The 21,858-nt window shown below is 67.7% G+C and carries 19 protein-coding genes and 1 tRNA gene; 10 read left to right on the forward strand and 10 right to left on the reverse strand.

What is annotated here, in order from left to right; translation table 11 throughout:
- Window positions 1-13: 13 nt before the first annotated feature.
- Entirely contained in the window at window positions 14-958 is a 945-nt protein-coding gene (locus ACOGXD_RS01335; protein ID WP_419916136.1) for a Gfo/Idh/MocA family oxidoreductase, read from the reverse strand.
- Window positions 959-1,018: 60 nt separating this feature from the next.
- Here ACOGXD_RS01335 and ligA point away from each other — a divergent pair, with 60 nt between their 5' ends.
- Window positions 1,019-1,468 carry a protocatechuate 4,5-dioxygenase subunit alpha gene (gene ligA / locus ACOGXD_RS01340; RefSeq protein WP_419916137.1) on the forward strand — a complete coding sequence of 150 codons (450 nt, stop codon included), beginning with the start codon at window positions 1,019-1,021 and terminating at the stop codon, window positions 1,466-1,468.
- Window positions 1,465-2,319 (forward strand): class III extradiol dioxygenase subunit beta, encoded by an 855-nt coding sequence (locus ACOGXD_RS01345; RefSeq protein ID WP_419916138.1) that lies wholly within the window; start codon window positions 1,465-1,467, stop codon window positions 2,317-2,319. Before ligA ends, ACOGXD_RS01345 begins: the two co-directional genes overlap by 4 nt.
- An 8-nt stretch (window positions 2,320-2,327) precedes the next feature.
- Here the strand turns inward: ACOGXD_RS01345 and pobA are convergent, their stop codons facing one another.
- From pobA to ACOGXD_RS01370, 5 genes are all read right to left on the reverse strand, one after another.
- Complete coding sequence (gene pobA / locus ACOGXD_RS01350) at window positions 2,328-3,500, reverse strand: 4-hydroxybenzoate 3-monooxygenase (RefSeq protein ID WP_419916139.1); 1,173 nt, start codon at window positions 3,498-3,500, stop codon at window positions 2,328-2,330.
- A 91-nt stretch (window positions 3,501-3,591) separates the two neighbouring features.
- The gene (locus ACOGXD_RS01355; RefSeq protein WP_419916140.1) at window positions 3,592-4,467 is read right to left on the reverse strand and encodes an amidohydrolase family protein; all 876 of its coding nucleotides are present in this window, start codon (window positions 4,465-4,467) and stop codon (window positions 3,592-3,594) included.
- Window positions 4,464-5,549, reverse strand: a complete 1,086-nt coding sequence (locus tag ACOGXD_RS01360; protein ID WP_419917431.1) for a 4-oxalomesaconate tautomerase — start codon at window positions 5,547-5,549, stop codon at window positions 4,464-4,466. The genes ACOGXD_RS01355 and ACOGXD_RS01360 overlap by 4 nt, the downstream gene beginning before the upstream one ends.
- 41 nt (window positions 5,550-5,590) lie before the next feature.
- Window positions 5,591-6,274, reverse strand: coding sequence for a 4-carboxy-4-hydroxy-2-oxoadipate aldolase/oxaloacetate decarboxylase (locus tag ACOGXD_RS01365; RefSeq protein WP_419916141.1), 684 nt, complete (start codon window positions 6,272-6,274; stop codon window positions 5,591-5,593).
- Window positions 6,274-7,341, reverse strand: a complete 1,068-nt coding sequence (locus ACOGXD_RS01370) for an amidohydrolase family protein (RefSeq protein ID WP_419916142.1) — start codon at window positions 7,339-7,341, stop codon at window positions 6,274-6,276. The genes ACOGXD_RS01365 and ACOGXD_RS01370 overlap by 1 nt, the downstream gene beginning before the upstream one ends.
- Before the next feature lie 124 nt (window positions 7,342-7,465).
- On the opposite strand from ACOGXD_RS01370, the gene ACOGXD_RS01375 reads away from it, so the two are divergent.
- Window positions 7,466-8,386 (forward strand): alpha/beta fold hydrolase, encoded by a 921-nt coding sequence (locus tag ACOGXD_RS01375; protein ID WP_419916143.1) that lies wholly within the window; start codon window positions 7,466-7,468, stop codon window positions 8,384-8,386.
- Here the strand turns inward: ACOGXD_RS01375 and ACOGXD_RS01380 are convergent.
- Window positions 8,360-8,433 (reverse strand) — tRNA-Val (locus ACOGXD_RS01380). The two genes, ACOGXD_RS01375 and ACOGXD_RS01380, sit on opposite strands and share 27 nt — an antisense overlap.
- A 79-nt stretch (window positions 8,434-8,512) precedes the next feature.
- On the opposite strand from ACOGXD_RS01380, the gene ACOGXD_RS01385 reads away from it, so the two are divergent.
- Complete coding sequence (locus ACOGXD_RS01385; protein ID WP_419916144.1) at window positions 8,513-9,823, forward strand: cytochrome P450; 1,311 nt, start codon at window positions 8,513-8,515, stop codon at window positions 9,821-9,823.
- 34 nt (window positions 9,824-9,857) lie between these two features.
- Here the strand turns inward: ACOGXD_RS01385 and ACOGXD_RS01390 are convergent, their stop codons facing one another.
- Both ACOGXD_RS01390 and ACOGXD_RS01395 read right to left on the reverse strand, forming a co-directional pair.
- Window positions 9,858-11,006, reverse strand: a complete 1,149-nt coding sequence (locus ACOGXD_RS01390; RefSeq protein WP_419916145.1) for a 4-oxalomesaconate tautomerase — start codon at window positions 11,004-11,006, stop codon at window positions 9,858-9,860.
- Window positions 11,007-11,081: 75 nt separating this feature from the next.
- On the reverse strand, window positions 11,082-12,458 hold the full coding sequence (locus ACOGXD_RS01395) for a TrpB-like pyridoxal phosphate-dependent enzyme (RefSeq protein WP_419916146.1): 1,377 nt from the start codon (window positions 12,456-12,458) through the stop codon (window positions 11,082-11,084).
- 131 nt (window positions 12,459-12,589) lie between these two features.
- On the opposite strand from ACOGXD_RS01395, the gene ACOGXD_RS01400 reads away from it, so the two are divergent.
- From ACOGXD_RS01400 to ACOGXD_RS01415, 4 genes are all read left to right on the forward strand, one after another.
- The gene (locus ACOGXD_RS01400) at window positions 12,590-13,642 is read left to right on the forward strand and encodes an LLM class F420-dependent oxidoreductase (protein ID WP_419916147.1); all 1,053 of its coding nucleotides are present in this window, start codon (window positions 12,590-12,592) and stop codon (window positions 13,640-13,642) included.
- A 62-nt stretch (window positions 13,643-13,704) separates the two neighbouring features.
- On the forward strand, window positions 13,705-14,463 hold the full coding sequence (locus ACOGXD_RS01405; RefSeq protein WP_419916148.1) for an SDR family NAD(P)-dependent oxidoreductase: 759 nt from the start codon (window positions 13,705-13,707) through the stop codon (window positions 14,461-14,463).
- Window positions 14,464-14,518: 55 nt separating this feature from the next.
- Entirely contained in the window at window positions 14,519-16,144 is a 1,626-nt protein-coding gene (locus ACOGXD_RS01410) for a sulfatase (RefSeq protein WP_419916149.1), read from the forward strand.
- A gap of 11 nt (window positions 16,145-16,155) precedes the next feature.
- Window positions 16,156-17,001 (forward strand): VOC family protein, encoded by an 846-nt coding sequence (locus tag ACOGXD_RS01415; RefSeq protein ID WP_419916150.1) that lies wholly within the window; start codon window positions 16,156-16,158, stop codon window positions 16,999-17,001.
- Between the two features lie 6 nt (window positions 17,002-17,007).
- On the opposite strand, the gene ACOGXD_RS01420 is transcribed toward ACOGXD_RS01415, so the two are convergent.
- Window positions 17,008-17,742: a J domain-containing protein gene (locus tag ACOGXD_RS01420; RefSeq protein WP_419916151.1), complete on the reverse strand. Its 735-nt coding sequence runs from the start codon at window positions 17,740-17,742 to the stop codon at window positions 17,008-17,010.
- A 158-nt stretch (window positions 17,743-17,900) separates the two neighbouring features.
- On the opposite strand from ACOGXD_RS01420, the gene ACOGXD_RS01425 reads away from it, so the two are divergent.
- Window positions 17,901-19,379, forward strand: a complete 1,479-nt coding sequence (locus ACOGXD_RS01425; RefSeq protein WP_419916152.1) for a hypothetical protein — start codon at window positions 17,901-17,903, stop codon at window positions 19,377-19,379.
- Window positions 19,380-19,576: 197 nt separating this feature from the next.
- Window positions 19,577-21,679, forward strand: coding sequence for a polyphosphate kinase 1 (ppk1, locus tag ACOGXD_RS01430; protein ID WP_419916153.1), 2,103 nt, complete (start codon window positions 19,577-19,579; stop codon window positions 21,677-21,679).
- The last annotated feature ends 179 nt before the right edge of the window (window positions 21,680-21,858 follow it).

The following is a 21,858-nucleotide window of genomic DNA, read 5'->3' on the forward strand; positions in this document are numbered from 1 at the left end:
CCGAACATCGAAATCAACGCTCGCTCATGGATTTCTCCAGCATGTCGATGGTCTCCATGGCGCCGAGGCACTGAGCGACGGATGCGTTGGGCTCACGGCCCTCGCCGATGGCCGAGATGAACTCGCGGTCCTGCAGCTCGATGCCGTCGTCGGAGATCGCCACACCCGACAGATCCACCGGATTGTCGTAGCCGTCCACCAGGTCGTCGTAACGGGCGATGTAGGTGCCGTTGTCGCAGATGTAGCGGAAGAACGTGCCGAGCGGACCGTCGTTGTTGAACGACAGCGACAGCGTGCACAGCGCCCCCGACGACACGCTCATGCCGATGGTCATGTCCATGGCGATGCCCAGCTCGGGATGGGTGGGCCCTTGCTGCGCCCAGCCTGCGGTGATGCGTTGGCCTGTCTGGTAGCCGAACAGGTCGACCGTGTGGCACGAGTGATGCCACAGCAGGTGGTCGGTCCAGGTGCGGGGCTTGCCGAGCGCATTGCGGTTCTCGCGCCGGAAGAAGAAAGTCTCGACGACCAAGTGCTGCAACGTCAGCTTGCCGCGTTGGATGCGTTCGTGAATCCACTGATGGCTCGGATTGAAGCGGCGGGTGTGGCACACCATCGCGGTCACGCCTGTTTCCTGCTGCACACGCACCACGGCCTCGCTGTCGGCAAAGTTGTCGGCCATCGGGATCTCGACCAGCACGTGCTTGCCCGCCCGCATGGTCTCGATGGCCTGCGCGGCGTGCAGCTGCGTGGGCGTGGCCAGGATGGCCGCGTCAGCGTCGAGCGTCAGCGCCTCACTCAGGTCGGTCGTCCACCGCTCGATGCCGAATTCGCTGGCGAAGGCCTCGGTGTCGTCGGCGATGCCACCAGCGAGGGCGACCACCTCGACATCGTCGATGCGCCGCAGCGCTGCCATGTGCTTGCGCCCGATAGCGCCCTCTCCGGCCAGGATGATCTTCACGACGCTCCCCTCTTCGGCTCCCGTGCTCTATCAATAGTCTCGGATGCGCAAGGGGGTGCCATGGCACGGGCACGTGACTACGACGACATCCCGGGCACCTACGTCTTCGACGGTCGCAGATCGCAGCAGGGTTACCACCTGAACATGTTCTGCATGAGCCTGAACGCCGAAGCCAACCGGGAGCGATTTCGGGCAGACGAACGTGCCTACCTGGACGGCTTCGACCTGACATCGCAACAGCGCCGAGCGGTGCTCGAGCGGGACTGGCTGGGGCTGCTCCAGCTCGGCGGGAACATCTACTACACGTTCAAGCTGGCTGCGCTTGACGGCCTGTCCATGCAGGATGTCGGCGGCGCCATGTCGGGCGTCAGCGGCGGGGAGTTCAACCAGATGATGATCGACGGCGGTCGCCCGGTCGACGGCAACCGCCGCACCGGCGAGGCACCCGTGGGTCAGAGCCACGCACCCCAGAGCCCCGAAGCACCAAGCACAGCGGGGCACAGCTCATGACCACGATCGTCGGCGGCATCGGCACCTCGCATGTCCCCGCTGTTGGGGCTGCCATCGACAACGGCAAGCAGCACGAGCCCTACTGGCGGCCGTACTTCGACAAGATCCAGCCTGCCCGCGAGTGGATGGCCGCCGCGCAGCCCGACGTCTGCATCATCGTCTACAACGATCACGCCTCGGCCTTCTCGCTCCGGCTCATCCCGACGTTCGCTCTCGGCGTGGCGGCCGAGTACCAGCCTGCCGACGAGGGCTACGGCCCCCGCCAGGTGCCGGCCGTGCAGGGCCATCCCGAACTGGCGTGGCATCTCGCCGAATCGCTGATCGACGACGAGTTCGACATCACCATCGTCAACGAGATGGACGTCGACCACGGCCTGACCGTGCCGCTGTCGGTGATGTACGGCGAGCCCGAGATCTGGCCGTGCCGGGTCGTCCCGATCTGCGTCAACGTGATCCAGTACCCGCCCCCGTCGGGCAAGCGATGCCTCAGTCTCGGGCGGGCCATCCGGCGAGCGCTCGACAGCTACGAGGGATCGGATGCGGAAGGGCTGCGGGTGGCCGTCTTCGGCACGGGCGGCATGTCGCACCAGCTCCAGGGGGAACGAGCCGGCCTCGTCAACCCCGCGTTCGACACAGCGTTCATGGACGAGCTGATCGCCGAGCCCGACGCCGGCTGCCTGCGCCCGCGCACCGAGTACATCCGCGAGGCGGGCTCAGAGGGCATCGAACTGGTGATGTGGTTCGTGATGCGCGGCGTGCTCGACGACCGGGTCGACGAGGTGTTCCGCATGAACCACGTGCCCACCTCCAACACCAGCAACGGCCTGCTGATCCTGCAGAACGCCCCATAGCCGTAGCTCTAACTCTCCAACGGCAGGCCGACGTACTGCTCGGCGAAGGCGATCTGCGCCGATGGCGACGTGGACAGGTGGTACAGCTCCTGCTCCTGTGCGCGCTGGTCGAAGTCGCTCATGTCGGGGAACCGGTGCAGCAGCATGGTGAGCGACCAGCTGAACCGCATGGCCCCCCACACGCGCCGCAGCGCCATTGCTGAGTAGCTGTCGAGGTAGCCGTCGTCGCCCCGCTGGTAGTGATCGGCGAAGGCCCGAGCCAGGTAGTGCACATCGGAGATCGCCAGGTTCAGGCCCTTGGCGCCGGTCGGGGGCACGATGTGCGCCGCATCGCCGGCAAAGAACAGATTGCCGTAGCGCATCGGCTCGGAGGCGAAGCTGCGCAGCGGCGCGATCGACTTCTCGATCGAGGGGCCCGTCTGGATCTGCGCTGCCTTGTCGGCCGGGATGCGAGCCAGCAGCTCGGTCCAGAAACGATCATCGGGCCAGTCGTCGACCGTGTCGGTGAGCGGGCACTGCACGTAGTACCGGCTCAGCATCGGGTTGCGCATGCTGCACAGCGCGAAGCCCCGCTGATGGTTGACATACAGCAAGTGCGGCAAAGGCGGGGTCTCCGAGAGGATGCCGAGCCAGCCGAAGGGATAGTCCTTCACGAACTCGGTGCGGACGCCGGCCGGGATGGCGGTGCGGCTCACGCCGTGAGAGCCGTCGCAGCCGGCCACGAAGTCGCAGTCGATGCGCTCGCTGACACCGTTGGCCACGAAGGTCACCGACGGCCGGCGGGCGGGGTCGCTGATCTGTACGTCGTGGGCCTCGAAGATGATCGTGTTGCTGGCTGCGTCCGCAGCCTCGTAGAGGTCCTCCTGGATGTTCGTCTGGCCGTAGGCCATCATGCGGCGCCCGATCAGCTCCTGCGAGTCGATCGACAGCATCTCCGAGCCGCGCCAGGCGATGTTGATCGTGTCGTGGACCTGTCCCTCGCGGTCCATGCGGTCGCCCAGCCCGGCGTCGCGCAGGATCTCCACCGAGCCCCACTCCAGGACGCCGGCACGGATGCGGCCCAGCACATAGGCACGCGACTGCTGCTCGAGCACGACGTGTTCGACGCCTGCCCGGCCCAGCAGGTGTGACAGCAGCGTTCCTGCCGGCCCGGCGCCCACGATGACGACCTGGGTGTTCATCACTGCATCCTCGTCGCGGGCCTGCGTCGCTCGTCCCGCTGGATCGGTCAGTCGGGCGGAGAATAGTGCTGCTCGCTCGCGGGCTCAGCCGCTAGCCGAAGTCGTAGAGCGTTTCGGGATTGCTCACCAAGATCCGATTGCGAGCTGACTCGTCGGGCGCGAACGCTGCCAGGACGTCCACGAGATCGCCGTCGTCGGGCATGTGGCGCACATTCGGATGCGGCCAGTCGGTGCCCCACAGGATGCGCTCGGGCGCGGCCGCGATCAGCGCCTGGGCATAGGGCACGACATCGTCGTACGGCAGGGTCCCCTCGGCAGTGAGCCGCTCGGCGCCCGACACCTTCACCCATGCCCGCTCGTCGCGCATCAGCTCGAGCAGGGCCTCGAACGGCTCCTGGCCGAGCCCTGCGTCGGCGTCGACTCTGGCCATGTGGTCGATCACGTACGGGCACGGCATCCGGTCGAGCAGATCGGCGTAGTGCGGCAGGTCTTTCGCGTCGAAGTGCAGCACGATGTGCCAGCCGAAGGGCTGCACCCGGTCGACCAGCCGCCAGAACACCTCAAGGTCGGGTGCGCCGCCGAGGTGGGCGACGAAGTTGAAGCGGGTGCCGCGCACCCCGGCGTCGTGCAGGGCACCGATGTCGGCATCGCCGAACGACTCATCGATCATCGCGACACCGGCATAGCGGCCGCTTCCCCGCACGAGCGCATCCACCATGGCGGCGTTGTCGGTGCCATGGCAGCTGGCTTGCACGAAGACGGCTCGCGACAGCCCTAAGCGCTCCTGCAGCACCTCGAAGTCGTCGATGCCAGCATCGGGCGGTGTGTAGGTGGCTTCGGGGGCGAAGGGGAACCGGTGCGCGGGGCCGAACACGTGACAGTGCGCATCGGTTGCCCCCGGCGGCGGCGTGAATGCCGTCGGCGAGTGCGGCGAGGGGTGAGGCGGCAGGATCGTGGGAGCTGTCACGCGCGCCCTTGGGGTGACGCGCTCGTCGGAAACGCTGGGCTCTTGGGGAATACCAGGCCGTCGAACAGCTTGCGGGCAGTGCGAACGATGCCGGACCGCCCCAAGACCGGGTCCGCAGGGCCATCGGCAAGCTCGACTCGGGCGGCAAAGGTGCCCGTCGGGTGCTCGATCTGCACCAGGTCGGGGTCGTCGCCGGGTTCGAGCAGATCCGATCCGACGCTCCCCGGGAGACGCAACGCGGTGGCCACGCTGACCGCACCCAGCACGCCGATGGCGTCGTGGCACCGGTGCGGGATGAAGGTGCGGGTGCAAATGCTCCCGCCGGCGCGGGGCGCGGACACCAGCGTCATCTTCGGCACGGTCATGGTGCTCACGTTGCCCAGGTTCATCAGCTCGCCGGCCCTCAGGCGGATGTTCTCCAAGCGTCGCCGGAACAGCTCGTTGGCCTCAAGTGCGGCTGGCGATTCGTCGCCGGCGATGCCCAGAGCAGCCGCCCGGAGCACAACCGTGGGCATGCCGTTGTCGATGCAGGTTGCTTCGATGCCGTCGATCGCATCGGCGACGGCACCGGTGGGCAGCAGCGCCCCACATGTCGAACCCGCCGTGGCCTCGAAGTCGAGCCGGACCTCGGCCGCCGTTCCGGGAACCCCCGAGATCGCCGTGTCGCCGTCATAGGCGGGAACGCCCGCCTCCAGCGGGAACGTGGCCATCGCCACCGAGTCGCTGTTCACCATGCGTATCCGCACTCGCGCCTCGCCGCCAGCGACCTCAATGAGCCCGCGCTCCATCGCGAACTGCCCGACTCCGGCCAGCAGGTTGCCGCAGTTCTGCTGATCACCCACCGAGCCGTCGTCGACACCGACTTGCAGGAACAGGTAGTCCACATCGATCTCGGGCTCTGCCGACCGTGACACCACAGCAACCTTGGAGGTCAGCGGGTGCGCGCCGCCGATGCCGTCGATCTGGCGCGGGTCGGGCGAGCCCATCACCCGCGCCAGCAGCGAGTCACGCTCGTCGGGGTCGTCGGGCAGCTCGTCGGCCACGAAGTAGGCGCCCTTGGAGGTGCCGCCCCGCATGACCATGCAGCGAATGCCCGAGGCTGCCGGATCATGAGGGCCTGCGCTCACTCGATCCACTCCACGCCGAGGTCGATCAGCTTCTGGCGCAGCCCATACATGTCGAGCCCCAGCTCGCCGGCTTGCAGGCGTGCCCGAGTGCCGGCCTCGCTGTCGAGCCGGGCGTTGGACTGCTCCAATGCCCACGCAGCCTCAGCGCGGGGCACAGTCACCACGCCGTCGTCGTCACCGCAGATCACGTCGCCCGGTTCGATGATCACGCCGTTGATGCTGATGGGCACGTTCACCGAACCTGGCGTGTTCTTGACCGTGCCCTCGCACGAGATGTGCCGGGTCCACACCGCGAAGCCCATGGCCCGCAGGTCCAGGGTGTCTCGGACGCCAGCGTCCATCACCAGGCCCACGACGCCGTGAGCCATGAGCGACGACGCCAGCAGATCACCGAACATGCCGTGAGTGGACGGCGCCGTGTTGGTGACCACGAGGAAGTCGCCCGGCTCGCAGACCTCCACGGCGGCGTGAATCATGATGTTGTCGCCGGGATGCGACAGCACTGTCACCGCTGAGCCAGCAACCCGTGTGCCCTGCTGGATGGGCCGCAGATCGGGGCCGAGATAGCCACGGCGGCCGATTGCCTCGTGCACGGTGGCGGTGCCGGCATCGCCCAGTCCCGCGATGACGTCGGGCTCGGCCCGCTCAATGGTGCGCTTCACGATGTGTCGGGCTGCCATCATCCCTCCCGGTTTGCCGCCGCAGCGGTGCTGCGCTGCGCGTCCAAGGCGCCAGTCAGCCGCGGGTACACCCGCAGGGCATTCTCGCTGAAGATCATGCGGCGGGCGTCGTCGCTGAGGTCTGCCGCGTCGATGTAGCGCTTGGTGTCGTCGTAGTTGAAGCCCGTGGTGGGGTCGATGCCGCGCACCGCGCCGACCATTTCCGACGCGAACAAGATGTTCCTGGCGGGTATCACCCTGACCAACACGTCGATGCCGGGCTGGTGGTACACGCAGGTGTCGAAGTACACGTTGCCCAGCAGCAGTTCGTCGAGCGGCCGCAGGCCCATGTCCTGGGCCATGCCCCGGAACCGGCCCCAGTGGTACGGCACTGCTCCCCCGCCGTGGGGAATGACGAAACGCAGCCCGGGATGGTCGGCGAACAGGTCGCTCATCATCATCTGGACGAATGCCGTGGTATCGGCGCCCAAGTAATGCGAGCTGGTCGCATGGAAGTTCGGGTTGCAGGTGCCGCTGACATGGATCATCCCGGGCACATCCAGCTCGGCCATGGCCTCCCACAGCGGCCACCAGTAGCGGTCGTCCAGCGGCGGGCCGGTCCAGAACCCGCCGGAGGGGTCGGGGCTGACGTTGCAGCCGACGAAGCCCATCTCTTCCACGCAGCGGCGCAGCTCGCGAACCGAGCTGTCAATCGCCACGCCGGGCGATTGGGGGAGCTGGCAGACCGGCACGAAGTTCTCCGGGAACAGATCGCACACACGTCGGACGAGGTCGTTGCAGTGCTCAGACCAGAAGCGCGACGTGTGCTCGTTGCCTTCGTGGTGACCCATCCAAGACGCCCGCGGCGAGAAGATCGTGAGGTCCGAGCCGCGCTCACGCTGCAGTCGCAGCTGGTTGCCCTCGATGCTGTGGCGGATCTCGTCGTCGCTGATGTCAAGCGCACCCTTCGCGCCGACGTGGTCCGGATCGGCCTCAAGCGCCGACCGCTGCGCGTCGCGGTACGCACCGAGCTGGGGCGGGGCCGTCGTGTAATGCCCGTGACAGTCGATGATCGCCGGAGTACTCATGGGGCCTCCCCTCGAACGATTTCGAGTCCCCCTGGGTTGCAAGCGGCACTTCGGCCTCCAAGCGGCGACCGTAGCCTCCGGGTGCTAGCTGTGTGCCCTTCGGCGGCAGGATTGGAACGACACCATGGCGGGCTCAACAACGGCTGACACCATCACGATCGAAGCGAATGGGCTTCGCTTCACTGCCGACGTGGCGGGGCCAGCTGACGGCGAGCTGGTGCTGCTGTTGCATGGGTTCCCGCAGACCCGACACACCTGGCGTGCCGAGCTGCCGGCACTGGCGGCGGCCGGGTTCCGGACCTGTGCTCCCGACCAGCGCGGCTACTCGGCTGGTGCACGGCCCGACGGCATCGACAGCTACCGCACCGAGCTGCTGGTGGCCGATGCGCTCGTGATGGCCGACAGCTTCGGCGCGGAGCGATTCCACATCGTCGGGCATGACTGGGGCGGCGCACTGGCGTGGTTCATCGCCGCGCACCACGCCGAGCGCGTCTACTCGCTGAGCGTCATCTCGCGGCCGCACGCTGCGGCCTTCGTTGCGGCGATGCGCGACGACCCCGATCAGCCGCACCGCTCGCGGCACCATCCCGCCTTCCAGAAGCCCGAGGCAACCGACAACCTGCTCGCCGACAATGCAGCGCCCTTGCGACGGGCCATGGCTCACGGCGGGGTGCCCGACGCCGACATCGACGCCTACCTGGCCACGCTGGGCGAACGCGACGCCCTCGATGCAGCCGTGAACTGGTACCGGGCCATAGGGAGCTCGCAGTATCAGCCGGCCGAGACGCCCCCGGTGAGCGTGCCGACGATGTACGTGTGGGGGAATCAGGACGCCACGGTGGGCCGCATGGCAGCCGAGAACACTGCTGATTTCGTGACCGGCCCGTATCGCTTCGCCGAGCTCGGGGGCATCAATCACTTCGTCACCGACGAGGTGCCTGGGGCGTTCACCGGTTTGCTGCTGGCCCACCTCGCCGAGCACGGTGGCGCCACGGCACGGCATCCTGCGTCGAAGGGGTGGGCGATACTGGACTCGAACCAGTGACCTCTGCCGTGTGAAGGCAGCGCTCTAACCATCTGAGCCAATCGCCCGCGGGGCGACGATGATAGGGCCTGCCGGCGCCGCCGAGCGCACGCCGGTCCCGACGGCAGGGCCCAGACTGGAGGTCCAGTGAGCGCTGACGATTACCACACCGCACCGGATCAGCTCTCGCCGCCGCCGCCGGGCTGCCCGGTGCACGACAGCTGGTCGCCGCTCAACGAGGAATACCTGGCCGATCCCTACCCGATCGCCGCCAAGCTGCGCGAGGACCACCCGGTGTTCTACGCCGCCGAGATGGGCCACGTCGTGGTGACCCGCATGGACGACATCGAGCGGGTCTTTATGGACCCGGATACATATGCCTCGTCCAACGTGCAGGACCCTATCTTCCCCCTCGCGCCCGAGGCGGCTGAGGTGCTCTCCGCGTCCGACTACGACCCCCAGGCAGTCATGTCGAACCGGGCCGAGCCCGACCACGGTCGCATCCGCGTGCACACACGCGGCGGGTTCTCGGTGCGGCGGCTGCGGACGCTCGAGGACTACATGCGCTCACGGGCCACCGAGCTGATCGAAGAGATGCTCGCCGGCCCCAAGCCCGCCGACTACGTCAAGGCGGTGGCGTTCCCGCTGCCAGCGGAGATCGTGTTCCGTTTCATCGGCTTCCCGCCCGAAGACGACCTCATGCTCAAGTCGTGGTGCGTGAACCGCAAGGCATTCGCCTGGGGCAAGCCGACGCCGGCCGAGCAGGCGCACATGGCCGAGGGAATGCTGGCCTACTGGCGCTACTGCCGTGAGTTCGTGGCCGAGCGACATCGAAATCGCACCGACGACTTCTGCTCGGAGCTGCTCGACGCACACGATGCCGACCCCGACCCCGAGGGCGGCACCGGGCTCAGCTACCGGGAGGTCGAGTCGGTCATCTACGGGATCTCCTTCGCCGGACACGATCCGGTCACGAACCTGCTGTGCAACACGCTTCGCTGCCTGCTGCCGCGCCGCGACCAGTGGGAGGCCCTGTGCGCCGACCCGTCGCTGATCCCCACGGCAGTCGAGGAGACGCTGCGGTTCGACTCCAGCCAGGTGGCTTGGCGCCGGGTGACCACCCGCGACACCGAGCTCGGCGGGGTGCAGCTTCCGGAAGGAACACGGGTGTTCCTGAACTTCGCAGCAGCGAACCGCGAACCGTGCGCGTTCGCCGAGACCGACCGGTTCGACGTCGACTCCTACGACATCGCGCGGCCCGATCCCCACGGCCACATCAGCTTCGGCAAGGGCATTCACTTCTGCCTCGGAGCGAATCTCGCCCGCATGGAGGCCCGCATTGCGCTGGAGATCCTGACCCAGCGGGTGCCGTCGCTGCGGCTGCCGCCGCAGGACTACCAGACGTTCCCGAACATCACGTTCAGAGGCCCCGAGGAGCTCTGGCTCGACTGGGACTGAATCTGGCCGGCAGCGGCCAGAGCGCAGAATCAGCTCAGCCCGACCACACCTCGGCGAGCACGTAGACAGTTCCGGACATGATCTTGCGGGCCGTGCGTGTCACGCCGCCTGAGAGGATTCGCACGCTGCCGTCATGCGATGCCGTCCGCAGCGCGACTTCCAGCGAACCACTCGGATGCTCGATCCGCACGTCGATCAGTTCGGCATCGCCGACATCCTCGTCCCCGTGGCCACCGTCAGCGCACGAGGGCTGCGGGCCGGCCAGCGATGCGGCCACCGTGCCTGGCACTGCGATGGCCGCTGCCACGCAGATGCCGCCTGAGACCGCGTGGGCGGGGTGGCACTGGGTGGGCGTGAAATAGCGAGACGTGATCGTGCCGCCCTCGCTAGCGGCCGACAGCAGACCGAACTTGGGCACGACGCTGCGAGAGACATCGCCGAGGCCCATGCGCCGACCTGCCTCCCGGCGGATGGCCTCCATCGTGGCCATGAACTCGGCGTCGCCGTCGAGCTCCGTCGGCGCCTCGTGGCCGGTTCGGTCCAAGTCGGCAGCACGCACCATCACCATGGGCATGGCCACGTCGATCAGCGTGGCCTCGACCTCGACGCCACCGGCCGTGATCGTCTCGATGACGCTGCCGGTCGGCAGCATTGAACCGGTCACTGATCCCTCGATGCCCCGGAACCGCAAGTCAACGGGTGCGGCCGTGCCGTCTACCCCGTCAATGGCGCAGTCGCCGTCGTAGGTCAGCTCGCCGCTGGGCGTACAGCAGACGACATCGATGAAGCTGCCGGTATTGACGTTGCGCACGATCAGCGATGTCGTCGGGTCGCCAGCCTGCACTAGCCCCGTCTCGATCGCGAAGGGGCCGACGCCGACCAGCATGTTCCCGCAGGTGGGCTTGGTGTCCACCGTGCCCCACACCGGGTCGACTTGCGCGAACAGGTAGTCCACGTCGGCGTCGGGATGGGCCGACGGTCCGACCACCGCCACCTTGCTGGTGACCGTTGTCCCGCCGCCCAGCCCGTCGATCTGGCGGCCGGTCGGGCTGCCCATGACCACAGCCAGCACTGCGTCGCGCAACGCCGGATCGCCAGGCAGATCCCCGGCAGCAAAGAACGGCCCCCGCGACGTGCCGCCACGCATCAGCACACACGGGATCGAACGCTGCCTGGCGGTCACAGCCTCAGCCTGCCACCCGCAGCCGTGCAGCAGGCCGGGCGCTGTGCGCCGACCCTGGTGGTCCAACCTTTGCGATCAGCCCACTGCGGGGACGCCAGCCATGGCGTCGGCGATGGCGTCGTCGCTCAGGTCGACATCGACGAGTGCGCCCGACAGGTATGCCTCGTAGGCCGGCAGGTCGAGGTGACCGTGGCCGCACATGGCGGTCAGGATCGTGCGTTCCTCCCCCGCCTGCTTCGCCGCCTCGGCCTCGCGCAGGGCAGCGGCCAAGGCGTGCGTTGGCTCGGGCGCCGGCACGATGCCCTCGCTGCGGGCGAACTGGATCGCCGCTGCGAAGCACTCCTCCTGCGGGATGGCCAGTGCCTCGACCAGGCCGAGCTCGTAGATGTGCGACAGCAGCGGCGACATGCCGTGGTAGCGCAGCCCGCCGGCGTGGATCGGCTGCGGGATGAAGTCGTGGCCGAGCGTGTGCATCTTCAGCAGCGGCGTCATCATGCCGTGGTCGCCGAAGTCGTAGCGGTACTCGCCCCGGGTGAACGTGGGGCACGCCGCCGGCTCGATGCAGCGGATCGTGGGATCCATCCGTCCCGCCAGCTTCTCGCGCAGGAATGGGAACGACAGCCCGGCGAAGTTCGATCCGCCGCCGGTGCAGCCCACGATCACGTCGGGCGTCTCGCCGATCTTCGCAAGCTGCAGCAGCGCTTCCTCGCCGATGATCGTCTGGTGCATGAGCACGTGGTTCAGCACGCTGCCCAGCGAGTAACGGGCGTTGGGATCGCCAGCAGCCGTCGCCACCGCCTCAGAGATGGCAACGCCGAGCGAACCGGGGTGGTCGGGATCGGCGGCCAGCAGCGATCGGCCGTACTCGGTTGCCTCCGACGGGCTCGAATGCACCCGCGCACCCCAGATCTCCATCATCGTCTTGCGGTACGGCTTCTGGCGGTACGACGCCGCCACCTGCCACACCTCGCACTCGATGCCGTACTGGGCTGTGGCGAAGGCCAGCGCGGAGCCCCACTGCCCCGCTCCCGTCTCAGTTGTGAGCTTGGTGACGCCCTCAGCGTGGTTGTAGAAGGCCTGCGGCACCGCGGTGTTGGGCTTGTGCGAGCCTGCCGGGCTGACGCCCTCGTACTTGAAGAAGATCTTGGCAGGCGTGTCGAGCGCGGCTTCGAGCCGGCGGGCCCGGTACAGCGGGCTCGGCCTCCACAGCCGGTACACGTCGAGGACACCGCCGGGGATGTCCACGTGGGACTCGGCGGTGACCTCCTGCATGATCAGCCCCATCGGGAATAGCGGCGCGAGGTCGTCGGGGCCGATCGGCTCGTGCGTGCCCGGGTGCAGCGGCGGCGGGGGCGGCGCCGGCAGGTCAGGGATCACGTTGTACCACTGGGTCGGCATCTCGGATTCGTCGAGATTCACCTTGGTCGGGCCGTCATCGCGTTCGGTGCTCATTGCGTGCTCCTTCCTGCAAGCTGCCGCGTGGCTGGGTGCGCGCGGACTGTACCCGCCCACTTCTGTGCCGCTGGCCGCCAGCGCCCATACTGGGCACTCTTGGATTCCCCGCAACGACAAGGCGATGTGACATGAAGCTTGCAACCGGTGTCGGCTACTGGGCGGCTGGCCCGCCGCCTGATGCATTGGAGACGCTGCAACTCGCCGAGCAGCTCGGCTTTCATTCCTTCTGGACAGCGGAGGCCTACGGCTCCGATGCCCTGACGCCGCTGGCATGGTGGGGCAGCCACACCGAGCGCATCGGGCTGGGCACCGGCATCATCCAGATCTCTGCACGCACTCCGGCCGCTGTGGGCATGGCGGCGATCACGATGGATCACCTCAGCGGCGGCAGGTTCATCCTAGGCCTCGGCGTGAGCGGTCCGCAGGTCGTCGAAGGCTGGTACGGCCAGCCGTACCCGCGCCCGCTCGCCCGCACCCGGGAGTACATAGAGATCGTCCGGGCGATCCTCGAACGCGACAAGCCGGTGAGCTTCACCGGCGACCACTACCAGATGCCCTACCCGGGAGGCATGGGCCTCGGCAAGCCTCTGAAGTCCACCGTGCACCCGCTGCGAGCCGACGTGCCGATCTATCTCGGCGCCGAAGGCCCCCGCAATGTGGCCTTGGCAGCCGAGCTGTGCGAGGGCTGGCTGCCGCTGTTCTTCGCCCCCAAGGACAACCAGTTCTATGCGGATGCGCTGAATGCCGGCTTCGCTGCGGCGGGCAAGCCGCTGATCGGCGACGACGGGCGGATCCCCGACGATGCCGACTTCGAGGTGGTGTGCCCGATCAGCGTGGTGCCCGACGATGACATCGAGCGTGCGGCCAACCGGATCCGCCCCATGCTGGCGCTGTACATGGGCGGGATGGGCGCACGCGACGCCAACTTCCACTACGACGTGTTCTGCCGGATGGGCTACCAGCACGTCGCCGACGAGGTGCAGGACATGTACCTCACCGGCCACAAGCAGGAGGCAGCGGCGACCATCCCGATCGAGCTGGTCGAGGAGGTCTCGCTGATCGGCCCGATGGACAAGATCGCGGCAGACCTGCGGCGCTGGGACGACACCGTGGTGACCGTGCTGCAGCTCTCCGGCCCGCCAGCGCTGCTGGCAGCCATGGCCGAACTGGTCGCCAACTGAGCGGGCGGCACAGTCCCCGACACTGAACGGCGCACCAGGCGCTGATCGAAAGGCAACCGAACATGGACCTGACAGGAAAGCTGGCCGTCGTCACCGGGGGTTCCGGCGATATCGGGCGCGCGATCTGCGAAGCGCTGGCCGCGGCCGGCGCCGACGTGATCGTGACCTACGTGGGCGATCAGGAACGTGCCGAAGCCAGCGCCGGGCTGGTGCGCGACGCCGGCCGGCAGGCCAGCATCGTGCAGCTCGACCAGCGCGACGAGGCCTCAATCGACGCCGCGGCCGCCGCCATCGCCGAGAGCGGTCGTTGCGATGTGCTGGTCAACAACGCGGCTTGGAACATCGGCATCCCGTTCAGACAGCTTGAGACGCTCGACTCGGCGACATGGGACCGGGTGCAGGAGACCAACCTGCGCGGCCCGTACCTGCTGACGCGGGCACTGGCCGAGCCACTAGCTGCCGACGGCGGCGGGCGTGTCGTCAACATCGCCTCGGTGGGCGGACTGTTCCCAGGATCGAGCAGCATCGCCTACAGCTGCTCCAAGGCGGCCCTCATCCATCTCACCCACTGCCTGGCCGTGGCAATGTCGCCTTCGGTCACGGTGAACTGCGTTGCACCCGGCCTGGTGGAAGGCACCCGCATGGCGGCCCGCCTGCCCGACGAGATCTCCGAAGGGGCTCGGCGTGCGTCGCTGCTCGGCCAGGTAGGCAGCCCGATCGACATCGCCAACGCCACGGTGATGCTGTGCGAGGCCGAGTCGATCACCGGCCAGACCGTGGTGGTCGACGGCGGCAACCCAGCCGCCATGAACTTCGGCTGAGCCGCCTGCGCCGCCCCGGCTGCTCCGCCGCCCACACCATCGACGGGAGATCGCCATGACCGCAGCCGCCAACGGCGCTCCGGCGCAGCCGAATGTGCTGTTCATCATCACCGACCAGCAGCGCGCCGATCACACCGGCTTCGGCGGCAACGAGGTGGTACGCACGCCCAACCTCGACGCGCTGGCGGCCCGGGGAATGGTGTTCGACAACGCCTGGGTGGCCAATCCGATTTGCATGCCGAACCGCTCCACGATCATGACCGGGCGCATGCCCAGCGCGCACGGCGTGGTGTTCAACGACCGGTCCCTCGAGCCGGGCGCTAACACCCACGTCCGGCAGTTCCGGGCGGCTGGCTACCGCACAGCGCTCATCGGCAAGTCGCACCTGCAGCACGGAATGTCTCGTAACGCGGTGTTGCCGACAGGTGCACCCGCCGGCGCAGTCGACCAGTACTGGCCGGCGGGCTGGGACACGCTCGAAGATGCCGAGCGCTACGTGAACGGAGCGCCCGAGTTCCCCGACAGCTTCTACGGATTCGAACACGTCGAGCTGGCCATCGACCACGGCGCACGGGTCAGCGGTCACCATCTGCTGTGGGCACTCGATCGCGGAGGCCGCCTTGAAGACCTCATGGTGCCGTTGACCGCGGAGTCACCGGCCCGCCGCCGCTCGGAACGCTGGTGGCAGGTGTACGAACCGCCCTACGGGCCGGAGCTGCACTCCACGACGTTCGTCACCGAGCGCACGATCGCCTTCATCGAAGACGCAGTCAATCAAGGCGGACCGTGGCTGGCGTGGGCCTCCTTTCCCGATCCGCACCACCCGATGACGCCGCCCGGCGAGTGGTTCGACCGCCACCGTCCCGAGGACATGGAAGTTCCCGTCTCGGTCGACGACGACTTGACGGGTGCCCCTCAATACGTACAGCACATCAGCCAGATGCACCCGAGCGATCAGCGCGGCTGGGTCACGCCGTGCGGCGTGGCAGGCGACCATCAGATGCTGCGGGAGGCGCTGGCGGCCACCTACGGCATGATCGAGATGATCGACGACGGCATCGGCCAGATCCTGGCTGCGCTCGACCGGCTCGGTCAGGCCGGCAACACCATCATCGTGTTCACCAGCGACCACGGCGACATGATGGGCGACCACGGGCTGATGCTGAAGGGCTTTATGCACTACCGCGGCACCCTTGCAGTGCCCTATGTCATTGTCGACCCGCGGCGCTCGCCGGGCCGCACCCAATCGCTGGCCGGCAGCATCGACTTGGGGCCGACGCTGCTGGAGCTTGCCGATCTGCCCGGCTACGACGGCATCGGCGGCAGGAGCCTGGTGCCGATCCTGGACGATCCCAGAGAGACAGTGCGTGACGACGTGCTCATCGAAGACGATTTCCCCGGAGCGCTCACCTTGGACATCCTGACCCCAGTGAAGACCCGCACGCTCGTCACCGCGGATCTGCGCCTCACCCGCCACAGCGATGGCTCCGAGCAGCTCTTCGACACAGCGGCCGATCCCGACGAGGTGGCCCCGCTCGGCCACAGCGACCCGGCACGTCGTGCCGAGATGTACGAACGCCTGGCTGCTGCCTTGATCGAAGCCGACGACATCGCCCGCGGCATGCCCGTGGTCGCGCCCCCTGCCTCGCCCAACGGGAGCGAATCCTCCTTTCGGGCATAGCCTGCGACGCCATGCCGACCGACACTCTCGTCATGGACCACGTCGCCGTGGTGAGCGAACGTGCCTGGGACAACGTGATCCGCTACAGCCGCGACCTGGGCGGTCGCTGGATCGGCGGCCCCGACAACGACCCCGCGTCGCAGGCAGGCGACGATTTCTACTTCTGCCAAGTGTCGTTCGACGGCGGCGCAAGGGTCGAGATCCTCGAACCGCTCGAGCACCCCGGCAGCGATTTCCTGCACCGCTTCCTGGCCCGCAACGGCCCCGGGCCGCACCACTTCACCTTCAAGACGCCCGACTTCGCCGACACCGTCGGTGCGCTCGGCGACGCCGGCTACAACGTCATCGGGGTCAACGAAGAGAACCCGCTGTGGAAGGAAGCGTTCCTCCACCCCAAGGACAGCTGGGGCATGGTCATCCAGATCGCTTGGGCGGGCGGCGAAGGCTGGGACGACGCCCCGCCCCTGCCGCCCACTCGCCACGGGCGGTCCACATCGTTGGCGACCGTGGTCCACTTGACGTCCGATGTACAGGCCGCAGCCGCGCTGTTCCGAGGACCGCTGGGCATGGAGCAGACCGACGAGTGGAAAGACCCCAACGTCGGAACCGGAGTGGACCTGCGCTCAGGCCCGTGGAACCTCAAGCTCATCCAGCCAGCCGACCCCAACCTGGCCCACTGGATGGGCAACCGCCCCGGCCGCCTGCAGCTCCTGCACTTCCAGCTCGACGACCCCGGCCTCGTCCCCGGCGCGCAACGGGTAGGCGTGTGCGGCGGAGGCGAGCCGCAAGACGCGATGTTCATCGTGCCGCCCGAGCACAACCTGGGCGTGCGTCTCATGCTCACCGAGCACGGCTGACCGCCGCTACTCCGCTGCAGGCGGCTCCCAGCGGTCCACGGGCACCAAGCACAGGCGGCGGCCAGCGATGGGGGCTGGATGGGCGACGGCATCAGGATGGCGGCAGCGGTCGCTGGCGGACGTTGTGATGATCTCATCAAGCACGCCGTCGGTCTGCGGCCATTCGCACCCGACGGTGAACAGCGTGCCGTCGGGATCAAACCAGAAGCACTCGCCCACCTCGAGCGCCGCGACCCTGGATTGATCGACGTTGTCGCTGGCGGTCATATAGGCGCTGGCCACGAAGATCACCAGGCCCACCACAGCGATCGACAGCCACGGCAGCACCCGCACCACCAGCGCCGCACTGCGGTGACGGACCACGAAGCCGCCCGGGCCGCCAGGCTCAACGGTGGTGGCGCCGTCGTCAAACCAGGGGTCATCGGGTCCGCCCTGACTGGCCGCTGCGCCACCCGCAGGCGGGGCCGGGCTCGCAGGGGGCGAGGGCTCGGGCGGTTGCGGCGCTGCGGCAGCGCGCTCTGCGTCGTAGGAACGGCGCGTCTCTGCACGTCCCAGCACGCGCCACGCCTCGTTCACGGCCCGCATGCGCCGATCAGACCGCTCCGTCTGCTCCCGGTTGACGTCGCCGCGCTGGTCGGGATGGTTGGCACGGGCCGCCCGGATCCACGCGCGCCGGATCTCTGCCGCATCGGCGTCGGGGCGCACGCCGAGCGCTGCGTAGTGATCGGGCAACTTGGCCACCGGAGGCCTCCCGCTCGCGACGCTACTGCTGCCCGTCGGGCGCGACGCCGCTGCTCGGGACCCCAGTGCGCGTCTGTTGACCCGGCCTCGCCAGAACCCTGTTCGCTAACGTCGCGTCCCGTTCACCCCACAGTTCCCGACCACGAGGTCGCATCGCCATGACGAACAGCCGGATCGATCCCCGCACCCCCGTTCTTGTGGGAGCAGGACAGTTCAAGCAGCGCCCCGAGGTTCCTGTCGACGCGCTCGAACCGGTTGCCATGATGGCCGAGGCACTGGCCGCGGCTGCGCAAGATGCTGGCGCACCGGCACTGACCAGCCGAGCCACCCACACCTGGGTCGTGAAGGGCGCCTGGCCGTATTCAGACCCAGCTGCGCTGCTGAACGAACGCTTCGGGGCCACAGGTAAAACCGGACTCTCCACCGATGGCGGCAACACACCGCAATCGCTGGTGAATGAAGCCTGCCAACGCATCAGCGCCGGCGACGCCGACATCGTGCTGATCGCCGGAGCGGAAGGCATTTGGAGCCGACGCCGGGCGCGTCGGGCAGACCAGCGCATTCCCTACACCGACCAGACCGATGTGCGGCCCGACGAATATCTCGGCAAAGACGTCGTGATGAACAACAAGGTGGAAGCCGAACGCGGCCTGAGGGACCCGATCTGCCTCTACCCGGTCTTCGAGTCGGCCTTTCGGGCGTCGCGCGGCGAGTCGATGGACGGCCATCGCGACCGCGTTGCCGCGATGTGGGAGAAGTTCAACCAGGCAGCAGTGGCCAACCCGTACTCATGGGTGCGAACGCCCATGACGGCAGAGGAGATCCGCAACCCGAGCCCCAGCAACCGCCTTGTCGGCTTCCCCTACACGAAGTCGATGAACTCCAACTGGGATCTCGACTTGGCCGCCGCGCTCATCATGTGCTCCGCGGAGGCGGCGACGGCCGCAGGGGTGCCCACCGACCGCTGGGTATTCCCCCATGCCGGCACGGACGGGCGCGACACCGATTTCGTGTCCAACCGGGGCGATCTGCACAGCTCCCCCGCCATCCGGGTGGCGGGCCGGCGGGCGATGGAGCTGGCAGGCGTGGACGTCGACGACATCGACTACGTCGACCTGTACTCGTGCTTTCCCTCTGCGGTGCAGATCTCTGCCACCGAGCTGGGCCTCGGACTCGAACGCGACCTGACGCTCACGGGCGGGCTCACCTTCGCCGGCGGACCGCTCAACAACTACGTCACCCACTCCATCGCCACGATGGCCAACACGCTGCGCGAGAACCCGGGCAGCATCGGGCTCTGCTCGGCGAACGGCGGCTACCTCACCAAGCATGCGTTCGGCATCTACTCGACCTCGCCGCCCTCCGACGGCTTCCGCCACGAAGACTGCCAGCACGAAATCGACCAGTTCCCGTCGGTCGAGTTGGATGACGACTACAGCGGCGACGCCACCATCGAGGCCTACACCGTCATGCACGGCCGGGAGGCGCCCGAAGTGGCCTTGGCAGCGGTGCGGACGCCGAACGGGCGGCAGTGGGCCCGCTGCAGCGACCCATCGCTCATGGACGAGATGACCCAGACCGAGTTCATCGGCACCGACGTGGTCGTCAGCGCCTCCTTCGAGTTCGCACCGGCCTGAGCGCTGGCGGGGGCAGGTGTCCACAAGACGCTTGCCCGATGCTCACATGTTGTCCACAAGCCGCGCCCGCAGAAAGCGGCGAGCTAGGGGACTTGGCCGCCCCCTTGTGGACAGTGACACCGATTGCGTACTCTCACGGGCGCAGGGTGCTTCGCCCCGCTGTGCCTTGCATTGACCGCACAGGGGCTTGAGCCGTCATGTCCGCCGCCAACGGGGCCCGATCACCCAAGCGCTACCTCAATCGAGAGTTGTCTTGGCTGGACTTCAACCATCGCGTCCTGGCACTCGCGCATGATCGAGAGCTTCCGCTGCTCGAGCGCATCAGGTTCGTGGCTATCCACGCATCGAATCTCGACGAGTTCTTCCAGGTGCGGGTGCCCACGGTGCTCGACTCCATCGAGGCCGGAGTGCGCCAAGCCGGCTCCGACGGGCTGACCCCGCGGGCACAGCTCAAGGGGATCCAGGCGGCCGCGGCCGAACAGCTCGAGGACGCTTCGTCGCTGTTCGAGGACGAGCTGCGACCGGCACTCGCTGCGGAGGGGATCTCCTTCGTCGAACCTGACGATCTCGACGCCACCAGCCGCGCCTGGGTAGCCGAGCTCTTCAGCGAGCAGGTGTTCCCAGTGCTGACCCCGCTTGCCGTTGATCCGGCTCACCCGTTTCCGTACATCTCTGACCTATCGCTGAACCTGGCCGTGTTCGTCGAGCACTCCCGCAGCGGTCCGTCGTTCGCCCGTGTGAAGGTGCCGCCGATCCTGCCGCGATTTCTGGCTCTGCCCGACGAGCACCGCTTCATCACTCTGGAATCGGTCATCGCCTGGCATCTTGACGATCTGTTCCCGGGCGTGAAGCTGCTGAGCCATAGCACGTTCCGGGTCACCCGCGACGCTGATCTCGACATCGACGACACCGAAACCGATGACCTGCTCAAGCACATGGAGCTCGAGTTGCGCCAGCGGCGCTTCGGCGGTGCAGTGCGACTCGAGGCCGCGCCCGACCTGGGCAGTGACGCGCTGGACATGCTGACTCGCGAGCTGAAGCTGACGCACGATGACGTCTACACCTCGAAAGGACTGCTTGGCCTGTCAGATCTGTTCGAGCTGTACGGCATCGACCGCGACGATCTCAAGACGCCGCCCCACAATCCGCGAACACCGCTGCCGCTGCGCGCCTCCACTGAAGCCAGTGCGCTGCTCGTCAGCGGCACCGCGAGCCGGCGAGGCACCGCAGAGGAGTCCGAGACCGGCGCCGACTTCTTCGACGTGCTCAAACGCCAGGACGTCCTGGTGCATCTGCCGTACGAGTCGTTCACCACCAGCCTCGACGCGTTCATCCGCCAAGCCGCTGACGATCCAGACGTGCTCGCCATCAAGCTGACCATGTACCGGACTTCGGAGCGGACCCGACTCGTCGATTCGCTCATCCGGGCTGCGGAGCGGGGCAAGCAGGTCGTGGTGGTCGTGGAGCTGAAGGCCCGCTTCGACGAGCACGCCAACATCGAGTGGGCACGCATCCTGGAGCGCGCGGGCGTGCATGTGGCCTACGGCGTCGTGGGTCTGAAGACCCACTGCAAGCTGGCCATGGTGGTGCGGCGTGAGCCCCGGGGCATCGCCCACTACTGCTTCGTCGGCACCGGCAACTTCAACGCCGACACGGCCCGCATCTACGAGGATTTCGGCCTGCTCACTGCCGACAGGGACTTTGCAGCCGACGTGGCCGCACTGTTCAACTCGCTCACCGGCTACAGCCGCAAGACCGACTACCGCAAGCTGGCCGTGGCACCCCACAGCCTCGGTCAATCGCTGGTCAAGCACATTGCAGCCGAGGCCGCCGAGCCCGATGGCCACATTTTCATGAAGATGAACGCCATCGTCGACAGCGAGGTGATCGACGCCCTCTATGAGGCATCACAGCAGGGCTGCCGCATCGACCTCGTCGTGCGCGGCATCTGCTGCCTGGTCCCCGGCGTCGAAGGCATGAGCGAGAACATCTCGGTGCGCAGCATCGTGGGCCGCTTCCTGGAGCACAGCCGGGTGTACCGGTTCGGCAACCGCGACCGGGGCTACACGATCCTGCTGGGCTCGGCCGATGCCATGCCGCGCAACCTGCGCTATCGCGTGGAGGCGCTAGCGCCCGTGGAGACGCCTGCACTCATCAGCGAGCTTGTTGATCTCACCGACATGTACCTCGACGACGGCATCGCCCGCTGGGAACTCGGCAGCGACGGCGAGTGGACCAAGCACTGCGGCACCGATCTGCACGAATTGATGCTGAGACTGCACGCCGACCGCCGCCCCTAGCACTCGTGTAGACTGCTCTCCGTGATTCGCGCCTCGACTCACAGCCAACTGCTTTCCGCTACCGGACTGCTCCTTCTTACCTAGGCGAGGACCGCACAGGTCCTCGCCCAACCTCCTGCGCCTCCGGGCCAGGGGGTTTTTTCGTGGCCCGAACACGACCGATCCACCCGAAACCGACC

Source organism: Candidatus Poriferisodalis sp., assembly GCF_965204125.1.
GTDB lineage: Bacteria > Actinomycetota > Acidimicrobiia > Acidimicrobiales > Poriferisodalaceae > Poriferisodalis.